Here is a 17,744-nt window from a genome sequence, read left to right on the forward strand (position 1 = left end):
GGTTTTACAGGTGGCAGGCTGCGACGTCCAGACTGATCCCTTAACGCTGCTGTCATCTATGCAGCGTTAAGGGACACGACCTGACAGCAGATTCAGCAATCAGGTATCGAACAACCCGTTATCGCGCAGCAAATGGTCGTTGCCACGCCGCCGGGTAAAGCCGATGCGATCGAAGTATTCCAGAATCTGAATCGCCAGCTTACGGCCAACGCCCAGCCGATCGCGGAAGTCAGCGGCGCAGGTCGTGCCCCGCTCCAGGTCCAGATCCCGCACCAGGTTCGCGAAAGCGCGGATCCGTTCATGGCGGTAGTAGCGATCTTTAACGATCGCCGTGATCAGCCCCTGCTGGGCGGCCATACGCAGCAGTTGGCGCATGGCCTGCTCCTCCTGGCCGGTTTCCCGGGCCAGATCGCGCACCCACCAGGGTTCATCCCCAAATAACGCCTCAACCCGCTGCCACAGCGCCAGCTGTTCGCCGGAAAAGCCCGGCTTATGGTCCGGCAGATGGAGCCAGCCGCGACGGCTTTCCACCAGCCCTTCCTGACGCAGACGTTCAATGAGCCCCAGCACCAGCGCCTCATTTTCCATCGGTAACGCCATGCGTCGCAGACGTTCGCGCCCGGGGCCCGGCTGGTCGTCATGCTGTTCGTGATAGCGCGCCAGGGTTTTCAGCAATGTCTGCTGCCAGGCGGCGGCCACCTCCGGACTCAGGGCGTGATCCCCGGCCAGTAACAGTCCGGGACGTTGCGTGAGCTGCGCCATGCCCGCGGGTGAAAGCTGGCGCGCCCAGGCGAAGGTCGCCAGCGGCACGGCGCCACGTTCGAGCCAGGCCGTGAAGGAGGCGTCGTCGTCCCGGGCGTTCGCCAGTTGTGCCAGCCAGTCGAGGAATGGACGCTGGCGTTTGCCGCGCCGTGGCGGATTCAGAAGCACCACCCGCGCTCCCGCCAGGGTGGTTCGGGCGCTGATATCCCGCAACACCAGACGATCGTTATCCGCCAGCCAGAGCGGCGTATCCAGCACCAGTTCCGCCAGCTCCCCTTCCAGCAGCGATACCCGCCCGGTTATGTGGCGAGCTGCATGGTACAGGTGCAGCGACTGCCACTGCTGAAGCGCCGTGTTGCCACTCAGTTGCACGATAATCCGTTCGGAAGGTTCGCCAGGGCGCGCCGCCAGCAGCCAGTCACCGCGCTGGATATCCGCTTTTTCCGCATCGCCGCTAATGTTCAGTGCGATACGCTGCCCGGCACGGGCTTTTTCCACCGGCTGGTTCTGGGCATGCAGACCACGCACGCGCATCGGTTTATCCGCCCCGGTCAGCCACAGGGTGTCGCCCTCGCTCACCTCACCGGAAAGCGCAGTACCGGTCACTACCAGCCCGGCGCCCTTAACGGTGAAAGCACGGTCGATAGCCAGACGAAAACGTCGATTAGCGGGATGCTCACGACCGCTTAGCTGTCGAAGATGCTCGCGCAGCGCCTCAATACCCGTGCCCTGGGGGGCCGCAGTGACAAACAGCGACGCCGTCGGCCAGCCCAGCGAAGTCACCCGTTCACGCACCTGCTGCTCCACTTCACGGATGCGCTCTTCGCTAACCCGGTCTGCCCGGGTCAGGGCCACCGTCAGCGATGGCAGGCCGGTCAGTTGCAAAATCGCCAGATGCTCCCGGGTCTGAGCCATGACGCCGTCGTCGCAGGCCACCACCAGCAGCGCGTGGTCGATTCCCCCCACTCCCGCCAGCATATTGGCCAGGAATTTTTCGTGCCCGGGCACATCGATAAAACCGATTACCTCACCGTCGGGCTGCGGCAACCAGGCGTAACCCAGATCGATGGTCATTCCGCGCTTCTTTTCTTCCGGCAGCCGGTCGGCATTGACGCCGGTTAACGCCTGTAACAGCGTGGTTTTGCCGTGGTCCACATGCCCGGCAGTGGCAATAATCATGACTGCAACATCTCCATCAGGCCTGCCTCATCCTCCAGACAGCGCAAATCCAGCCACATCCGTCCATCATTGATGCGGCCAATGACCGGGCGCGCCGCACCGCGCCAGCGTTCCGCCAGCCTGGCCAGCGCGCTGCCGCTGCCGTCGCGCGGGGCAAAGGTCAACGCAGCGCCAGGCAGGCGGTCAACCGGTAACGAACCACTGCCAATCTGCGACAGGCAGGGCTCCACCCGCAGTTCAAAATCCGGGTAGAGCGGCGCCAGCAGTGAAAGCAGACGCTCGCCCTGGGCCTGAATCTCCGCCGGTTTACGGGTGAGCAGACGCAGCGTGGGTAAACGCTCCACCAGTTTTTCAGGGTGACGATACAGACGTAACGTGGCTTCCAGGGCCGCCAGCGTCATTTTATCGGCACGCAGCGCCCGCTTCAGCGGGTGAGACTGCAGGCGGGCGATCAACCCTTTCTTCCCGACGATAATACCAGCCTGGGGGCCCCCCAGCAGCTTATCACCCGAAAAGCTCACCAGGCTGACGCCAGCCGCAATCAGGCGCTGAGGCATCGGCTCTGCGGGCAAACCGTACTGCGTGAGATCCACCAGCGAGCCGCTACCCAGATCCACCACCACCGGGATATCGCTTTCCGCCCCCAACTGCGCCAGCTCCTCTTCGCTCACCGATTTGGTAAAGCCGCTAATCTGATAGTTGCTGGTATGCACCTTCATCAACAGCGCGGTTTCCGGCCCAATGGCCTGGCGGTAATCCTTAAGATGAGTGCGATTGGTGGTGCCGACCTCATGGAGCTGGCACCCCGCCTGACGCATCACATCAGGGATTCGGAAAGCGCCGCCAATCTCCACCAGCTCGCCGCGGGAAACCACTACTTCGCCGCCCTGAGCGCAGGCCGCCAGCATCAGCAGCACCGCTGCCGCGTTGTTATTGACGATGCAGGCGTCTTCCGCGCCGGTCAGCTCGCAAAGCAGTGCTGCCAGCGCGCGGTCCCGGTGGCCGCGCCCTGCGTCATCCAGGTCATATTCCAGAGTGACCGGCGAGCGCATCGCACGGCTGACGGCTTCTACCGCCGCCTCGGCCTGAATGGCGCGCCCAAGGTTGGTATGCAATACCGTGCCCGTCAGATTAAACACCGGACGCAGGGCGCTCTCTTCATCTTTATGCAGGCGTCTTCGCGCTTCCGCCGCCCAGTCGTCACGCCATTCAGGCAACCGTTGATGCGCGCGGATTTCGTCGCGCGCCGCCGTCTGCATCTGCCGCAGGGTATCCACCAGTCGGGTGTGACCAAATTCGGCGCACAGCGCCGTGAACGCCGGTTCGCGCAGCAGACGATCCGTCGCGGGAAGCTGGCTGAATAGTGCGTGTTGACTCATGAGACTGTGTCATTCCGGAAAAAGTGTGGCGATCAGTTTAACAGGGGGGGTCCCCCCTGTCATAAGAGCCAGATCATGGCATTGGCGGTTCGGTGCGGGCAAAGCTTTCACGTTCGAAGAGCTTTCCCGCCAGGCGGACCAACAGCGGGCGTTCAGCGCACCAGCCAGGCGCAATACGTCGGAAGTTAAGATAGCCAATGGCGCACCCCAGGGCGATGGCTCCCAGCCGAGGTGGTTCGCTTTCAATATTCTGGTCGTTGATCTGCTGTTCAAGCCAGTCCAGACCGCGCGCGATCTTCTGGCGCTGACGCAGCAGGAACGCTTCAGATTGCTGCTGCGCCGGACGCTGACGTTCGCGCACCAGCAGCACGGCGGCATCGAGAATACCGTCGGCCAGAGCTTCCACCTGCCGCTCCCACAGCGCCAGCTTCGGCTCACGCGGTACCAGCGCCGGAGCAATATCCAGCAGTTCCAGGTAGCCGACAATTACCGGGGAGTCGAACCAGATGCTGCCATCATCAGTGACCAGGGTGGGGACTTTTCCCAGCGGATTGTAATCCGGTACCTGCGTCGCCTCCTCCCAGGGAGTGTCATTAACGAATTCAAACGCAATGCCCTTTTCCAGCAGAACCACCGAGATCTTGCGGACATAAGGGCTGGTGTAACTGCCTATCAGTTTCATATCGCCGTCCCTTTTCGAACCAACCACATATAATTATGGTGCATGACGGCATGAAGAGGGGGGTTATTCCAGGGCCGCCATGGCATTTTGATGGGCTCTCGCTTTTCATCAGACGATCCCGATCACAAGCGGAGTAATTCACGGCCACAAATTGTGATTAACATCACAATAACCAAACAAAAACACAATATTAAATTGTGACCAAAATCACATAAAACCACCTTTCGCGACGTTTTTTTCATCGCTGACGTTTTTACACTCGCTGTTTTTGTGATCATAATCACCAAAAAAACCGGTCACCCCCCTAACATTAAGTGACATTTATCACAAAAAAATCCGACATCTGGACAGTCTGCCCATTCGGTGCCAGATTTCGCGTCATGGACGAAAGGTTGGCGACCCCGCCACCTCATGCGGCCTGGAAAAACACCGGGCTGTGCCCTGCTCGACATCACAATAAGGGGTGTAATATGTCATCCGATATCAAGATCAAAGTGCAAAGCTTTGGTCGTTTTCTCAGCAATATGGTGATGCCCAATATCGGGGCGTTTATCGCATGGGGGATCATCACCGCTCTCTTTATTCCCACTGGATGGTGGCCTAACGAAACGCTGGCCAGGCTGGTCGGCCCGATGATCACCTACCTGCTGCCGCTGTTGATCGGTTATACCGGTGGCCGACTGATTGGCGGCGAGCGCGGCGGCGTGGTGGGCGCAATTACCACGATGGGGGTGATTGCCGGCGCCGATATGCCAATGTTCCTTGGCGCGATGATTGCCGGTCCGCTGGGCGGCTGGTGCATTAAGAAATTCGACGCGGCCGTAGACGGCAAGATCAAGTCCGGCTTCGAAATGCTGGTGAATAACTTCTCTGCCGGCATTATCGGTATGCTGCTGGCGATTCTGGCGTTTCTCGGCATCGGTCCGGCGGTGGAGATACTTTCCAAACTGCTGGCGGCTGGCGTTAACTTTATGGTGACGCACGACATGCTGCCGCTGGCTTCGATTTTTGTCGAGCCGGCAAAAATTCTGTTCCTGAATAACGCCATTAACCACGGCATCTTCTCGCCGCTGGGAATTCAGCAGTCTCAGGAAATGGGTAAATCCCTGTTCTTCCTGATTGAGGCCAACCCGGGTCCGGGGATGGGCGTCCTGCTGGCCTATATGTTCTTCGGTCGCGGCAGTGCGAAACAGTCCGCAGGCGGTGCGGCCATCATCCACTTCCTGGGCGGTATCCATGAGATCTACTTCCCTTACGTGCTGATGAATCCGCGTCTGATTATCGCCGTCATCCTGGGCGGCATGACCGGCGTGTTCACGCTAAACCTGCTGGACGGCGGCCTGGTTTCTCCGGCTTCTCCGGGTTCGATTCTGGCCGTGCTGGCTATGACGCCGAAAGGCGCCTGGTTCGCCAATATCGCCGCTATTGTCGCTGCGATGGTAGTTTCCTTCGTGGTTTCCGCCATCCTGCTGAAAACCAGCAAGGTGAAAGAGGATGACGATATCGATGCGGCCACCCGCCGTATGAAGGAGATGAAAACGCAGTCCAAAGGCGGCAATACAGCGGCAGCCAGTGATGCAGGCGACCTGAGCCACGTGCGTAAGATTATCGTGGCCTGCGACGCCGGTATGGGCTCCAGCGCTATGGGTGCCGGGGTACTGCGTAAGAAAATTCAGGATGCGGGTCTGACCAATATCTCGGTCACCAACTGCGCCATCAACAGCCTGCCGGGCGATGTGGATCTGGTGATTACACACCGCGATCTGACCGAGCGGGCCATGCGCCAGGCGCCGCACGCGCAACATCTCTCGCTGACCAACTTCCTGGATAACGCGATGTACAGCGATCTGACCCAGCGTCTGATCGCCGCACAGCGCCACAGCGAAAACGAAGAGAAGGTGCAGAGCAGCCTGAAAGACAGCTTCGATCAGGATGACAGCCGCCTGTTCAAACTGAGTGAAGGCAATATCTTCCTGGGCCTGCAAGCCGCCAGCAAAGAGGAGGCTATCCGCTTTGCCGGTGAACAACTGGTTAAAGGCGGCTATGTTGAGCCGGAGTACGTCGCAGCCATGCTGGAGCGTGAAAAACTGACGCCGACCTACCTGGGCGAATCCATCGCCGTGCCGCACGGCACCGTAGACGCCAAGGATCGCGTGCTGAAGACCGGCGTTGTCTTCTGCCAGTACCCGCAAGGCGTCCTGTTCGGTGAAGAGGAAGACGATGTCGCACGTCTGGTTATCGGTATTGCCGCGCGCAATAACGAACACATCCAGGTGATCACCAGCCTGACCAACGCGCTGGATGATGAGTCGGTTATCGAAAAACTGGCGAATACCACCAGCGTGGACGAAGTTCTGTCGCTGCTGGGAGCGAAGTAACCTTAAACTCCCTCTCCCTTCGGGGAGAGGGTTAGGGTGAGGGGCAATGCCTCACCCCAGCCCTCTCGGGGTCAGTCAAATTGAAAAGGGTTCAGACAATGAAAGCATTACACTTTGGTGCAGGTAATATCGGACGCGGATTCATCGGCAAACTGCTGGTGGATGCCGGCATTCAACTGACGTTTGCCGACGTTAACCAGACGGTGCTGGATGCTCTGAACGACCGCCACAGCTATCAGGTTCGGGTTGTTGGCGAACAGCAGCAGATCGATACCGTCGCCAACGTCAACGCCGTTAACAGCAGCAGCGAAGCGGCTGAAGATCTGATAGCCCAGGTCTCTCTTATTACTACCGCCGTCGGTCCCGTGGTGCTGAAGCTTATCGCCCCGACCCTGGCGAAAGGACTGGCTAAGCGCCGCGCCGCCGGTAACGAGCAGCCGCTGAACATCATCGCCTGTGAAAACATGGTACGCGGCACCTCGCAGCTGAAAGACCATCTGTTTGAGGTTCTGGCGCCGGAAGAGCGTGACTGGGTGGAAGCCCACGTAGGCTTCGTCGATTCCGCCGTTGACCGCATTGTGCCGCCGTCCGAATCTGCCGACAGCGACCCGCTGGCGGTCACCGTAGAAACCTTCAGCGAATGGATTGTCGATAAAACCCAGTTTAAAGGCGCCCTTCCCGCCATTCCGGGTATGGAGCCGACCGATAATCTGATGGCCTTTGTGGAGCGCAAACTGTTCACTCTGAACACCGGCCACGCTATTACCGCCTGGCTGGGTCAGCAGGCGGGCCACAAAACCATTCGTGACGCGATTCTTGACCAGAACGTTCGCGCCGTTGTGCAAGGCGCAATGGAAGAGAGTGGCGCGGTGCTTATCAAGCGTTACGGCTTCGATCCTGAAAAACACGCTGCCTATATTCATAAAATTCTGGGCCGCTTCGAAAACCCTTACCTGAAAGACGACGTGGAACGTGTGGGGCGTCAGCCGCTGCGCAAGCTGAGCGCCGGTGACCGTCTGATCAAACCGCTGCTCGGCACCCTGGAATACGGCCTGCCTCACACCAATCTGGTACAAGGCATTGCCGCCGGTCTGCATTACCATAGCCCGGAAGATCCTCAGGCCCAGGAACTGGCGCAGTTGTTGGCGGAAAAGGGCCCTGCGGCGACGCTGGTACAAATTTCCGGTCTGGATGCCGCAAGCGAGGTGGTCGCAGAGGTGGTACAGGCCTGGCAGGCTCAGGCATAATAGCTTCCGGGCGCACTGCGCCCGGCGTCTTTGTCTAACCATGCAGGCTGAAATGGAAGAAACCCAGGTCTTTGAAAACCGCGTGCTGGAGCATCTTAATGCCGGCAACAGCGTCAGGAGCCTGCTGATTGCCGCTGTAGAAATGCTGACCGAAGCGGTCGACATGCTGGTACTCCAGGTATTCCGGAAAGATGATTATGCGGTGAAATATGCCGTTGAACCGCTGCTCGACGGCAACGGTCCGCTGGGCAACATGTCGGTGCGCCTGAAGCTTATTTACGGGCTTGGCGTCATTAGCCGTGCCGACTATGAGGATTGCGAATTGCTGATGGCGCTACGTGAAGAGCTGAATCACGACGGCACCGAATACACCTTCATCGATGACGAAATCCTGGGGCCTTTCGGCGAGCTGCACTGCGTGTCGGCGCTACCTCCAGCGCCGCCGCCAGGCGATGATCCCGAACTGGCTACCATGCAAAAGCTGCGCTATCAGCAGATCGTGCGTTCCACGATGGTGCTTTCCCTCACTGAGCTGATCGCCCGGATCGGCTTAAAAAAAGCGTTCAGTAAGTAAAGGCTTTTCCCTCTCGCCCCCTGACTGATGTATCCTTGCCGCCCTGTCTGATCACAACTATCCTGAATACCATGTCAAAAGAGATCGAAAAGAACGAAATTAAACGCCTGAGCGACCGCCTTGATGCCCTGCGCCATCAGCAGGCCGAGCTGTCACTGGTCGAGCAAGCGGAAAAGTACGCTCAGAACGAAAAAGAGATAGCCACACTGGAAAGTGAAATCGCGCGTCTGAACGCGGTGCGCCACCAGAAGCTCAGTAAGGAAGCGCAAAAGCTGATGAAAATGCCCTTCCGCCGCGCCATCACCAAAAAAGAGCAGGCCGATATGGGTAAGCTGAAAAAGAGCGTACGCGGTCTGGTCGTGGTACACCCCATGACCGCTCTGGGCCGCGAGATGGAGCTCACAGAGATGACCGGTTTCGCTCGCACCTCATTCTGATTTGCCGTCAGTGACCGAATAACCGCCGCGAAAAGCCTTCTATTCCGCCGGAAATCCGGCGATTTTGCAGGGTCTGCGTCCAACTGGCCGACAGCCCGGCGGCGCTCAACAAGCGATGATACTGCTCATCGTCGAAAGGTTGATGCCAGGCGATGACGCCCGCCTCATGCACGCTGATATCGCTCAGCCGCGATACCAGCTCCAGCGGCGCATCGGCGCTGACCGCCCCCGGAGCGATCACCCGATACAGCCAGCCGGTTTTCCCGTTTTGCTGCATTAGCTGCGATAAATCTTCTATCTCAAAATGGAAGTTGAGCTTAAAGCAGGGGGAACGCGGCTGGGTGACCTGAATCAACGCATCTCCCCAGCGCCATACGTCACCAATGAAGGTGTTCTGTTCCGTCAGCCCGGTGGTAGAGAGGTTTTCACCGAAGCCCGGCGCGTTAAAGCATTCAGCCTGCTCGGGAAAAGCCAGCGCCCAGTCATCGTAGTGTTCGCGGGGATAGTGGCACAGCGCGCGGTCAGGGCCTCCGTGGTATTTGCGCTCTGCCTGACAGTCGCCAGAAAGTCCCGTCGGCGTCAGCATCAGTTCGCCATCAACCTGATATTTTTCAATAGCGCTGGGACGCCCGCCCGGATAGTCGCGAACCTTTCCTGTGTAGACCTGCACGGGATAGTGCATCCTCTCCCCCTCATCTGAGCACCTTTGCCTGAAAGTATGAGGGTATAAAAAAGGACGTCGATGGACCAGCGAAAACGAGGGATTGAGGTGGGATGGGCGTCCTCCCGTTCCCTGTGGAGGACGCGCCGGGATAACGCTTACTTCGAAGAGGAACCGAAAAGTCCGCCCAGTACGCCCTTCAGAATGCCGCTCACGGTATCGCCTACGGTCCCCGCAGCCTCACCCGCAGTGTCACCAACACCGCCAATCACTTTATCTGCCAGTTTCGCTATGCTCACCACAGTGCTCAAAACGGAACCACCTGAAACATCGTCCAGCATCTCGTCCGACAGTTCGATCATGTTTGCTTCTGCTTTATCTGTCATCATAGTTTCCTCACTCTTTATCAGTGTTTACATAATGGTTCAGACCGTGATGTCACCATAACTGCCCCTGCTTCCTTTCACCCTCCTGGCTGAGCTGCCATTTCCGTGACGAGTTAAATCCTGGCACAAACATTAGAATTGTGAATGTTTTTAGGATTAGTTTTATTAAAAAATCGTTAACCACATGCTAATTGTGAGTAAAATACGCTAAAAACAATTCATTCATCATTTGATAAATAAATAATTCTTATCTATTGATACACAACGATCTTTATCCGAACGGCGGAGCCGGGCAGGCAGATAAAAAAGAGGCGACCCCGAAGGATCGCTTCTTTTCATTGCCTAACCGCACTGCAGAACATCTGTCATGAGATCCAATCCTGGAGTCTCTCTCAGAGAGTCCTGTCGGAAGTCGCCGATGCCCTTTCCCCTGATACGATAATGTAGAGTCCACTCTCAATGCCGCGAGCAACTTCACCAATACCTATCACCGCGGAGCCGATGGTATCCAACACTTCTCCGGCCAAACCCACAACTGAACCCCCCGCAACGTCATCCAACATATCCACCGACAGTTCGGTCATGGATGCTTTGGCGTTATCTGTCATCATGTTTCCACCCATATTTGTATGCCACTTATGGCCCAGGCCTGATTTCGTTAAAGGAAAGCTCCCGTCAGAACTTAGTAAGCCCACTCAGAAAATGAGCAGCACCGTCAGAGCCGCCGCCAGGAACACCGCCAACAACGCCACCAAGAACGCCTTCCACCAGATCTCCAACAGTACCTATCACCTCTTTCACAATGCCGATAACAGACCCCCCCGCAACCTCATCCAGCATCTCGTCTGACAGTTCAACCATGGCCACTTCACGTTGTACGCCCGCTTTATCAATCATGCCTGTTTCTTCTCACTTTCATTCAGATAATTAATATCTAACCCTGCGACACTATGATATCGTTCCACCCATCATCAGGAGTTTCGACATTCATGACGCCATAAAGCCTGGTACAAACATTAGCAACTCGAATGAATTAGCGTGAAATTAAGAAAAACTCCAGCCGATCAAACCGTTCTCCTTCTCTGACTTAAAACCAAAAAAAAGCGAGCCCTAAGGCTCGCTTATCCGTCTTAAGTGACGCGATTATTTTTTAGCGGCGAAACGCGCTGCAGCTTCGTCCCAGTTCACCACGCTCCAGAATGCTTTGATATAGTCCGGGCGGCGGTTCTGGAATTTCAGGTAGTAAGCGTGCTCCCACACGTCCAGACCCAGGATCGGGTAGCCGGAAGCGCCAGAGATAGCTTCACCCATCAGCGGGCTGTCCTGGTTTGCGGTAGAAACCACAGCCAGCTTGTCGCCTTTCAGCACCAGCCATGCCCAGCCGGAGCCGAAGCGGGTTGCAGCCGCTTTCTCGAACTCTTCCTGGAATTTCTCAACGCTACCGAAATCGCGCTCGATGGCGGCTTTCAGATCGCCCTGCAGGGTGGTGCCTGTTTTCAGACCTTTCCAGAACAGGCTGTGGTTAGCGTGACCGCCAGCGTTGTTACGCAGCGCGGTTTTCTTATCGGCCGGAACCTGATCCAGACGGGTAATTAGCTCTTCTACCGGCAGAGCAGCCAGCTCCGGCAGGCTTTCCAGCGCAGCGTTGGCATTGTTTACATAGGTCTGATGGTGTTTGCTGTGATGAATTTCCATCGTCTGCTTGTCAAAGTGCGGCTCCAGCGCGTCGTAGGCGTACGGCAGGGATGGCAGTGTATAGCTCATACTCTTCTCTCCATTTATTGTCGGGCGGCAGAGTTTTTGTTAATGCCGCGTAAGCATTCGGTTCATTATAGTTAATTAAATGATATTGAAAATGTTTATCAATGCCACACATTTCGTGCGCATATCACCAAATCATAACTTTTGGTTATGATAGTAAAAATGTGAAGCCATACAAGCAATTCCTGATCATTTTGCCAGCCGACACGCCATTGCGGCAGCAGTGTAAAGGTTCTCCCAGGCGTCTCTTTTTTAGACTGCCAGACGGGTAGCGCCGCGAGCGATATCCGACAACCCCCAGGGAGAACAAAAAAATGAATGACGCAATTTCAACGGGCATCCTCTGGCATCTGGTGGGCGCCGCCAGCGCCGCCTGCTTTTATGCCCCCTTTAAAAAGGTCAAAAACTGGTCATGGGAAACCATGTGGTCCGTGGGCGGTATTGTCTCCTGGATAATCCTGCCCTGGGCAATCAGCGCCGCGCTACTGCCCAACTTCTGGGCCTATTACGGCTCCTTTAACGCTTCTACCCTGCTGCCGGTATTCCTGTTTGGCGCCATGTGGGGGATCGGCAATATCAACTACGGCCTTACCATGCGCTATCTCGGTATGTCGATGGGCATCGGTATCGCCATTGGTATTACCCTTATCGTAGGTACGCTGATGACGCCTATCCTGAACGGCAAGTTTGGCGTGCTGATCGGCACCCCAGGCGGCCAGATGACCCTGCTGGGCGTTCTGGTAGCACTGATCGGCGTGGCAATAGTCACCCGCGCAGGCCAGTTGAAAGAGCGCCAGATGGGCATCAGGGCCGAAGAGTTCAACCTGAAGAAGGGGCTGATTCTGGCGGTGATGTGCGGCATCTTCTCTGCCGGTATGTCCTTCGCCATGGATGCCGCCAAACCGATGCACGAAGCCGCAGCGGCGCTGGGTGTTGATCCTATGTATGTCGCACTGCCCAGCTATGTGGTGATTATGGGCGGCGGCGCGCTGATCAACCTGGGTTTCTGCTTCGTGCGCCTGGCAAAAGTGCCCGGAATCTCCCTGAAGGCGGATCTGTCGGTGATGAAGCCTCTGCTGATTACCAACGTCCTGCTTTCCGCACTGGGCGGCCTGATGTGGTACTTCCAGTTTTTCTTCTACGCCTGGGGCCACGCCAAAATCCCGGCCCAGTATGACTACATGAGCTGGATGCTGCATATGAGCTTCTACGTACTGTGCGGCGGCCTGGTGGGGCTGATCCTGAAAGAGTGGAGCAACGCAGGACGTCGCCCGGTAGGGGTTCTGAGCATTGGATGTATCGTGATTATCATTGCCGCCAACATCGTTGGCCTGGGCATGGCGAAATAACGCGCGCTGTGGCACCCGGAACGATACGGCTACAGACCAGCGCGGGTGAGTACTGGCTCACTCGCGCTCCCCTCCTCCCGCTGGCGCCACTGGCTTGGCGAAGCCCCACTCTCCCGGGTAAAGACCACCGAAAAGTAGTTACTGTCTTCAAAACCACACTGCATCGCCACTTCGCTGATTCGCATAGCAGTATGGCGCAGCAGGTACTGGGCATGGCAGATGCGTAACTGGCGCAGATACTGGCCCACGGTCATTCCCGTCTGCTGGCGGAACTGCTGACGCAGAGTACGCACGCTGCACTGCTGCACGGCGCAGAAAGCCTCCAGATCGAAAGGGGCGCTCAAACTCCCCGCCAGTGCGGTAATGAGCCGATCCAGCGCGCCGCCTTCGGTTTCCTGGCCTTCAATCTGCTCTGGCAAATAACGGTGACGTTGCAGGAGCAGTAAAATCTGCAAAAACAGGGCTTCCGCCATCGACTGCGACAGCGTATCGCGTCGGACGCTTTCCAGCTCCAACTGGCCGATCACCTGACGCGCCAGGCTCATCCCCTGGCTGCTCAGCCGCCAGGCCCGCTGCTGCGCCATATTGGGAATCATCTCGTCCCAGTTAACGCGCAGCCGGAACCGCTCCGGACACCAGATTATGTTCTGCAATACCAGATCGTTAACCGAGGCATAGCTGTGGCAATCGTCAGCGCGAATATAGAACAGATCGCCGCGGGTAATGCGGTATGGTCGCCCGTTCAGCACGTGCAAACCGTTGCCGCGCCAGACCACCACCAGCTCGCAAAAGTCATGGGTATGTTCAGCAAAAACGCTCTGGGGATAACGGTCCGCCACCGCCACCGACTGGGTGGAAAACGCGAAAAAATCCGTCTTGTGAAGGGTCAGACCGGCCACGGCGCCTCCTTAGAAATCGGGAGCCGGGTATTATCTGTTGTTACACCGCAAAAAAGGGTGACTCCCTTCGCGTTACTGAAGTTGGATATCGCGCCCCTGGCGCACATCGCGCGGCGACCAGTGAAATTCCCGCTTAAACAGCGTGGAAAAGTGGTTGCTGTCGCCAAAGCCGCACTGGAAGGCGATGCCAGTGACGCTCTCTTCGCTATGGCGCAGCAGGTGCAGGGCGCGCATCAGACGCAGACGGGTCAGATAGCGCTGGGGGGTCAGGCCGGTGCGCTGCTTAATCTGGCGGTGCAGCGTACGCAGCGACAAAGTAAACCTGTCGGCCAGCGCTTCCCAACAGATCTCTTCAGCGAAATGCGCCTCCAGCCACGAAAGCAGCTGATTCAGGCGGCCTGGACTTTCGCCATCACCGTCGCTGCGGCAACTCTGACGCAGCAGCACCAGCAGTTGCATAAACAGGATCTCGCGGCTGGCAACATCGTGCGCCTCTCCCTCTTCGCCGCCGGGCCGTTCCAGACTGGCAATCAACTGCCGCACCTGCTTCAGCGCATCGGGGTTTACCCGCCAGTGGGAAGGATAGTAACCGTCACGCTCCTGCGGCAGAAGCTGTTCAACGCCAGAAAGAAAGTTAAAGGCGTCCGGCGCACGATAGAGCACGTTGGTCAGGCACAGGTTTTCGGTATGTTCGAACAGATGACGATCGTGGTCGCGCACAAAACAGACCGAACCGCCGCTCAGGGTATAGGGCTGACCGTTGAAGATATGGGTGCCGGTTCCTTGCTCAACGATAACAATCTCATAGAAATCATGATGATGCTCCGGGAACGCGGACTGCGGTATCCGGGGCTCAATCGCCACAGGAACCCGACCGGAAGAGAAAAAGTCCGAGCTGTGCAGTACCGTCATTATCGTCCCCTCAGTTTGTTAACCTGCCCGCGATAGTATTAAACGAGAGTTATTCTCACCTTAAAATTTCGGCGTGAACGGCGGCAAAAGCTGCTCGTTTTTCAAGATCCCGCTGGCTAGTGTGCGAATTTGCGGCAGGCATCACACCCCTCTGCAAACGTCTGAGGCGCTGTCATCGCGTTTATCGGGCTTTAATTTGTGAACTCTCTCACGTTCACCTTTGATTCCTTGCCAGCGGCCTGTTTGCGCTGTCAGTAACAAGAAGGTGTCGCACAACACGACTTTTTAGACTGAGGACCAACGATTATCAGAAGGACCCCATCATGACTGTTCGCCATTGTGTCGCCGTTGATTTGGGCGCCTCCAGCGGTCGCGTAATGCTGGCCCGCTATAGCCGAACTGAACGCAGCCTGGAACTCCGGGAGATCCATCGCTTTGCCAACTGCCTGCGCCAGGTTGACGGCACCGACTGCTGGGATGTGGATACCCTGGAAACGGAGATCCGTACCGGCCTGCGCAAGGTGTGCGAAGAGCAGACTATTCGCCCGGACAGCATCGGCATTGATACCTGGGGCGTGGACTTTGTTCTTATCGACGACAACGGCGAGCGTGTGGGACTGCCGGTTTCCTATCGGGACAACCGCACCGATGGCGTCATGGCCCGCGCCGTGGAGCAACTGGGCCGCGAAGAGATTTACCGCCGTTCCGGTATTCAGTTCCTGCCCTTTAACACTCTCTATCAGTTCCGGGCGCTGAGCGAACAGCGGCCTGATCTGGTAGAGAAAGCGGCCCATGCCCTGCTGATCCCCGATTATTTCTGCTACCGCCTGACCGGCGAGATGAACTGGGAATATACCAACGCCACCACCACCCAACTGGTGAACATCAACACCGATAACTGGGACGATCGCCTGCTGGAATGGGCAGGCGTTCCGCGCCGCTGGTTCGGTACGCCGGGCCACCCGGGTAACGCCATTGGCCACTGGATCTGCCCTCAGGGCAATCAGATTCCGGTGGTATCGGTGGCGACCCACGACACCGCCAGCGCAGTACTCGCCGCGCCGCTGGAAGATGGCGATGCCGCATACCTTTCTTCCGGTACCTGGTCGCTGATGGGCTTTGAGAGTAAAACCCCATACACCAGCGACCAGGCCCTGGCCGCCAATATCACTAATGAAGGCGGCGCCGAAGGGCGCTACCGGGTACTGAAAAACATCATGGGGCTGTGGCTGCTACAGCGAGTCCTGCGCGAACAGAAGGTCAGCGATCTGGGGAGTCTTATCGACCACGCCCGCCAGATCCCGGCCTGCACCTTTACGATCAACCCCAACGACGACCGTTTTATTAATCCGGACAACATGAGCCAGGAGATTCAGGCCGCCTGCCGTGAGAGCGGGCAGCCGGTTCCCAACAGCGATGCCGAACTGGCGCGCTGTATCTTCGACAGTCTGGCGCTGCTGTACGCCAAAGTGCTGGATGAACTGGCGGCGCTGCGTGGCCGCCCCTTTACCCGGTTGCATATCGTCGGTGGCGGCTGCCAGAACGAACTGCTCAACCAACTGTGCGCCGATGCCTGCGGTATTCCGGTACTGGCCGGTCCGGTAGAAGCCTCGACCCTTGGCAATATCGGCTGCCAGCTGATGGCGCTGGATGAGGTCGCCGATGTGGACGAGTTCCGCCGCCTGGTGGCCCAGAGCCACACCCTGATCCCTTTTAATCCCGATTCGAACAGTGAAATTGCCCGCTACGTTGCGCAGTTTCAGCCACAACGTCAAAACAAGGAGCTTTGCGCATGACTACCCCCATCGAACAGGCCTGGGGCCTGGCTAAAGAGCGTTTCGCCGCCGTCGGCGTTGATGTCGAAGCGGCACTGCGCCAGCTGGATCGCCTGCCGGTTTCTATGCACTGCTGGCAGGGTGACGATGTCGCCGGTTTTGAAAACCCCGAAGGCCAGCTTACCGGCGGCATTCAGGCCACCGGTAACTATCCGGGTAAAGCGCGCAACGCCACCGAACTGCGCGCCGACCTGGAACAGGCCCTGAGCCTGATTCCGGGGCCGAAGCGCCTGAACCTGCACGCTATCTATCTGGAAAGCGATAGCCATGTCGATCGCGACCAGATCAAGCCGGAACACTTTAAGAACTGGGTGGAGTGGGCCAAAGCCAACCAACTGGGGCTGGACTTCAACCCCTCTTGCTTTTCACACCCGCTGAGCGCTGACGGTTTTACCCTGTCCCACGCCGATGACAAAATCCGCCAGTTCTGGATCGATCACTGTAAGGCCAGCCGCCGCGTATCCGCATACTTCGGTGAACAGTTAGGCACGCCGTCCGTCATGAATATCTGGGTACCGGACGGCATGAAGGACATCACCGTAGATCGCCTGGGGCCGCGCCGCCGCCTGATGGAAGCGCTGGACGACGTTATCAGCGAGAAGCTGAACCCGGCACACCATATCGACGCGGTAGAAAGCAAGCTGTTCGGCATTGGCGCCGAAAGCTACACCGTCGGCTCCAACGAGTTTTATATGGGCTACGCCACCAGCCGCCAGACCGCGCTCTGCCTGGATGCCGGTCACTTCCACCCCACCGAGGTGATCTCCGACAAGATCTCCAGCGCCATGCTCTATGTACCGCGCCTGCTGCTGCACGTCAGCCGCCCGGTTCGCTGGGACAGCGACCACGTGGTACTGCTGGACGACGAAACCCAGGCCATCGCCAGCGAAATTATCCGCCATGACCTGTTCGACCGGGTGCATATCGGTCTGGACTTCTTCGATGCGTCCATCAACCGCATCGCCGCCTGGGTTATCGGCACCCGCAATATGAAGAAAGCGCTGCTGCGCGCCCTGCTGGAACCGACCGCCAGACTGCGCGAACTGGAACTGGACGGCGACTACACCGCCCGTCTGGCACTGCTGGAAGAGCAGAAGTCGCTGCCGTGGCAGGCGGTCTGGGAAGTTTACTGCCAGCGTCACGACACCCCGGCCGGTAGCGAATGGCTGGATAAGGTCCGCGGCTATGAGCAGGACGTATTGCGTCAGCGTGGGTGATTGATTCACCCCGGCCTTCCCCTCACCCCGGCCCTCTCCCGGAGGGAGAGGGGGAAAACAAAGACCAAACAGTTCCTCTCCCTTGA

Annotated in this window: 17 protein-coding genes; 7 read left to right on the plus strand and 10 right to left on the minus strand. The window is 57.8% G+C overall.

What is annotated here, in order from left to right:
- Window positions 1-99: 99 nt before the first annotated feature.
- From selB to SCU88_RS24010, 3 genes are all read right to left on the minus strand, one after another.
- The gene (gene selB / locus SCU88_RS24000) at window positions 100-1,941 is read right to left on the minus strand and encodes a selenocysteine-specific translation elongation factor (RefSeq protein ID WP_138094866.1); all 1,842 of its coding nucleotides are present in this window, start codon (window positions 1,939-1,941) and stop codon (window positions 100-102) included.
- Window positions 1,938-3,320: an L-seryl-tRNA(Sec) selenium transferase gene (selA, locus tag SCU88_RS24005; RefSeq protein WP_138094867.1), complete on the minus strand. Its 1,383-nt coding sequence runs from the start codon at window positions 3,318-3,320 to the stop codon at window positions 1,938-1,940. The genes selB and selA overlap by 4 nt, the downstream gene beginning before the upstream one ends.
- A 73-nt stretch (window positions 3,321-3,393) precedes the next feature.
- Window positions 3,394-4,002 (minus strand): glutathione S-transferase, encoded by a 609-nt coding sequence (locus SCU88_RS24010; RefSeq protein WP_175340108.1) that lies wholly within the window; start codon window positions 4,000-4,002, stop codon window positions 3,394-3,396.
- Window positions 4,003-4,472: 470 nt separating this feature from the next.
- Here SCU88_RS24010 and SCU88_RS24015 point away from each other — a divergent pair, with 470 nt between their 5' ends.
- The 4 genes from SCU88_RS24015 to SCU88_RS24030 all read left to right on the plus strand — a co-directional run bounded on the left by SCU88_RS24015 (window position 4,473) and on the right by SCU88_RS24030 (window position 8,638).
- A complete protein-coding gene (locus tag SCU88_RS24015) occupies window positions 4,473-6,380 on the plus strand; it encodes a PTS mannitol transporter subunit IICBA (protein ID WP_138094869.1) in 1,908 nt (635 codons plus the stop codon).
- Window positions 6,381-6,478: 98 nt separating this feature from the next.
- Complete coding sequence (mtlD, locus tag SCU88_RS24020; RefSeq protein ID WP_138094870.1) at window positions 6,479-7,627, plus strand: mannitol-1-phosphate 5-dehydrogenase; 1,149 nt, start codon at window positions 6,479-6,481, stop codon at window positions 7,625-7,627.
- Window positions 7,628-7,667: 40 nt separating this feature from the next.
- Complete coding sequence (mtlR, locus tag SCU88_RS24025; protein ID WP_138094871.1) at window positions 7,668-8,201, plus strand: mannitol operon repressor MtlR; 534 nt, start codon at window positions 7,668-7,670, stop codon at window positions 8,199-8,201.
- A 71-nt stretch (window positions 8,202-8,272) separates the two neighbouring features.
- A complete protein-coding gene (locus SCU88_RS24030; RefSeq protein ID WP_138094872.1) occupies window positions 8,273-8,638 on the plus strand; it encodes a YibL family ribosome-associated protein in 366 nt (121 codons plus the stop codon).
- A 7-nt stretch (window positions 8,639-8,645) separates the two neighbouring features.
- Here SCU88_RS24030 and yiiM read toward each other — a convergent pair whose 3' ends face one another.
- The 5 genes from yiiM to sodA all read right to left on the minus strand — a co-directional run bounded on the left by yiiM (window position 8,646) and on the right by sodA (window position 11,449).
- Window positions 8,646-9,320 carry a 6-hydroxyaminopurine reductase gene (gene yiiM / locus SCU88_RS24035; protein WP_175340109.1) on the minus strand — a complete coding sequence of 225 codons (675 nt, stop codon included), beginning with the start codon at window positions 9,318-9,320 and terminating at the stop codon, window positions 8,646-8,648.
- Between the two features lie 137 nt (window positions 9,321-9,457).
- Window positions 9,458-9,688, minus strand: a complete 231-nt coding sequence (locus SCU88_RS24040) for a hypothetical protein (protein ID WP_138094874.1) — start codon at window positions 9,686-9,688, stop codon at window positions 9,458-9,460.
- A gap of 389 nt (window positions 9,689-10,077) precedes the next feature.
- The gene (locus SCU88_RS24045) at window positions 10,078-10,296 is read right to left on the minus strand and encodes a hypothetical protein (protein WP_175340110.1); all 219 of its coding nucleotides are present in this window, start codon (window positions 10,294-10,296) and stop codon (window positions 10,078-10,080) included.
- Between the two features lie 64 nt (window positions 10,297-10,360).
- The gene (locus tag SCU88_RS24050; RefSeq protein ID WP_175340111.1) at window positions 10,361-10,582 is read right to left on the minus strand and encodes a hypothetical protein; all 222 of its coding nucleotides are present in this window, start codon (window positions 10,580-10,582) and stop codon (window positions 10,361-10,363) included.
- 246 nt (window positions 10,583-10,828) lie between these two features.
- A complete protein-coding gene (gene sodA, locus SCU88_RS24055) occupies window positions 10,829-11,449 on the minus strand; it encodes a superoxide dismutase [Mn] (RefSeq protein ID WP_175340112.1) in 621 nt (206 codons plus the stop codon).
- Window positions 11,450-11,760: 311 nt separating this feature from the next.
- Between sodA and rhaT the strand changes: the two genes are divergently transcribed.
- On the plus strand, window positions 11,761-12,795 hold the full coding sequence (rhaT, locus tag SCU88_RS24060; RefSeq protein WP_138094876.1) for an L-rhamnose/proton symporter RhaT: 1,035 nt from the start codon (window positions 11,761-11,763) through the stop codon (window positions 12,793-12,795).
- Between the two features lie 29 nt (window positions 12,796-12,824).
- On the opposite strand, the gene rhaR is transcribed toward rhaT, so the two are convergent.
- Both rhaR and rhaS read right to left on the minus strand, forming a co-directional pair.
- Window positions 12,825-13,694: an HTH-type transcriptional activator RhaR gene (gene rhaR, locus SCU88_RS24065; RefSeq protein WP_175340113.1), complete on the minus strand. Its 870-nt coding sequence runs from the start codon at window positions 13,692-13,694 to the stop codon at window positions 12,825-12,827.
- 72 nt (window positions 13,695-13,766) lie between these two features.
- On the minus strand, window positions 13,767-14,606 hold the full coding sequence (gene rhaS / locus SCU88_RS24070) for an HTH-type transcriptional activator RhaS (protein WP_175340114.1): 840 nt from the start codon (window positions 14,604-14,606) through the stop codon (window positions 13,767-13,769).
- Window positions 14,607-14,929: 323 nt separating this feature from the next.
- Between rhaS and rhaB the strand changes: the two genes are divergently transcribed.
- Window positions 14,930-16,402: a rhamnulokinase gene (gene rhaB / locus SCU88_RS24075; protein WP_175340115.1), complete on the plus strand. Its 1,473-nt coding sequence runs from the start codon at window positions 14,930-14,932 to the stop codon at window positions 16,400-16,402.
- Window positions 16,399-17,658 carry an L-rhamnose isomerase gene (gene rhaA / locus SCU88_RS24080; protein WP_175340116.1) on the plus strand — a complete coding sequence of 420 codons (1,260 nt, stop codon included), beginning with the start codon at window positions 16,399-16,401 and terminating at the stop codon, window positions 17,656-17,658. The genes rhaB and rhaA overlap by 4 nt, the downstream gene beginning before the upstream one ends.
- The last annotated feature ends 86 nt before the right edge of the window (window positions 17,659-17,744 follow it).

The sequence above is a fragment of the Jejuibacter sp. L23 genome (assembly GCF_050815825.1).
GTDB lineage: Bacteria > Pseudomonadota > Gammaproteobacteria > Enterobacterales > Enterobacteriaceae > Jejubacter > Jejubacter calystegiae.

Excerpts from the sequence above, each read along its gene's own strand:
- selB (WP_138094866.1), bottom strand. The coding sequence starts at position 1,941 with ATGATTATTGCCACTGCCGGGCATGTGGACCACGGCAAAACCACGCTG.
- selA (WP_138094867.1), bottom strand. The coding sequence starts at position 3,320 with ATGAGTCAACACGCACTATTCAGCCAGCTTCCCGCGACGGATCGTCTG.
- SCU88_RS24010 (WP_175340108.1), bottom strand. The coding sequence starts at position 4,002 with ATGAAACTGATAGGCAGTTACACCAGCCCTTATGTCCGCAAGATCTCG.
- SCU88_RS24015 (WP_138094869.1), top strand. The coding sequence starts at position 4,473 with ATGTCATCCGATATCAAGATCAAAGTGCAAAGCTTTGGTCGTTTTCTC.
- mtlD (WP_138094870.1), top strand. The coding sequence starts at position 6,479 with ATGAAAGCATTACACTTTGGTGCAGGTAATATCGGACGCGGATTCATC.
- mtlR (WP_138094871.1), top strand. The coding sequence starts at position 7,668 with ATGCAGGCTGAAATGGAAGAAACCCAGGTCTTTGAAAACCGCGTGCTG.
- SCU88_RS24030 (WP_138094872.1), top strand. The coding sequence starts at position 8,273 with ATGTCAAAAGAGATCGAAAAGAACGAAATTAAACGCCTGAGCGACCGC.
- yiiM (WP_175340109.1), bottom strand. The coding sequence starts at position 9,320 with ATGCACTATCCCGTGCAGGTCTACACAGGAAAGGTTCGCGACTATCCG.
- SCU88_RS24040 (WP_138094874.1), bottom strand. The coding sequence starts at position 9,688 with ATGATGACAGATAAAGCAGAAGCAAACATGATCGAACTGTCGGACGAG.
- SCU88_RS24045 (WP_175340110.1), bottom strand. The coding sequence starts at position 10,296 with ATGATGACAGATAACGCCAAAGCATCCATGACCGAACTGTCGGTGGAT.
- SCU88_RS24050 (WP_175340111.1), bottom strand. The coding sequence starts at position 10,582 with ATGATTGATAAAGCGGGCGTACAACGTGAAGTGGCCATGGTTGAACTG.
- sodA (WP_175340112.1), bottom strand. The coding sequence starts at position 11,449 with ATGAGCTATACACTGCCATCCCTGCCGTACGCCTACGACGCGCTGGAG.
- rhaT (WP_138094876.1), top strand. The coding sequence starts at position 11,761 with ATGAATGACGCAATTTCAACGGGCATCCTCTGGCATCTGGTGGGCGCC.
- rhaS (WP_175340114.1), bottom strand. The coding sequence starts at position 14,606 with ATGACGGTACTGCACAGCTCGGACTTTTTCTCTTCCGGTCGGGTTCCT.
- rhaB (WP_175340115.1), top strand. The coding sequence starts at position 14,930 with ATGACTGTTCGCCATTGTGTCGCCGTTGATTTGGGCGCCTCCAGCGGT.
- rhaA (WP_175340116.1), top strand. The coding sequence starts at position 16,399 with ATGACTACCCCCATCGAACAGGCCTGGGGCCTGGCTAAAGAGCGTTTC.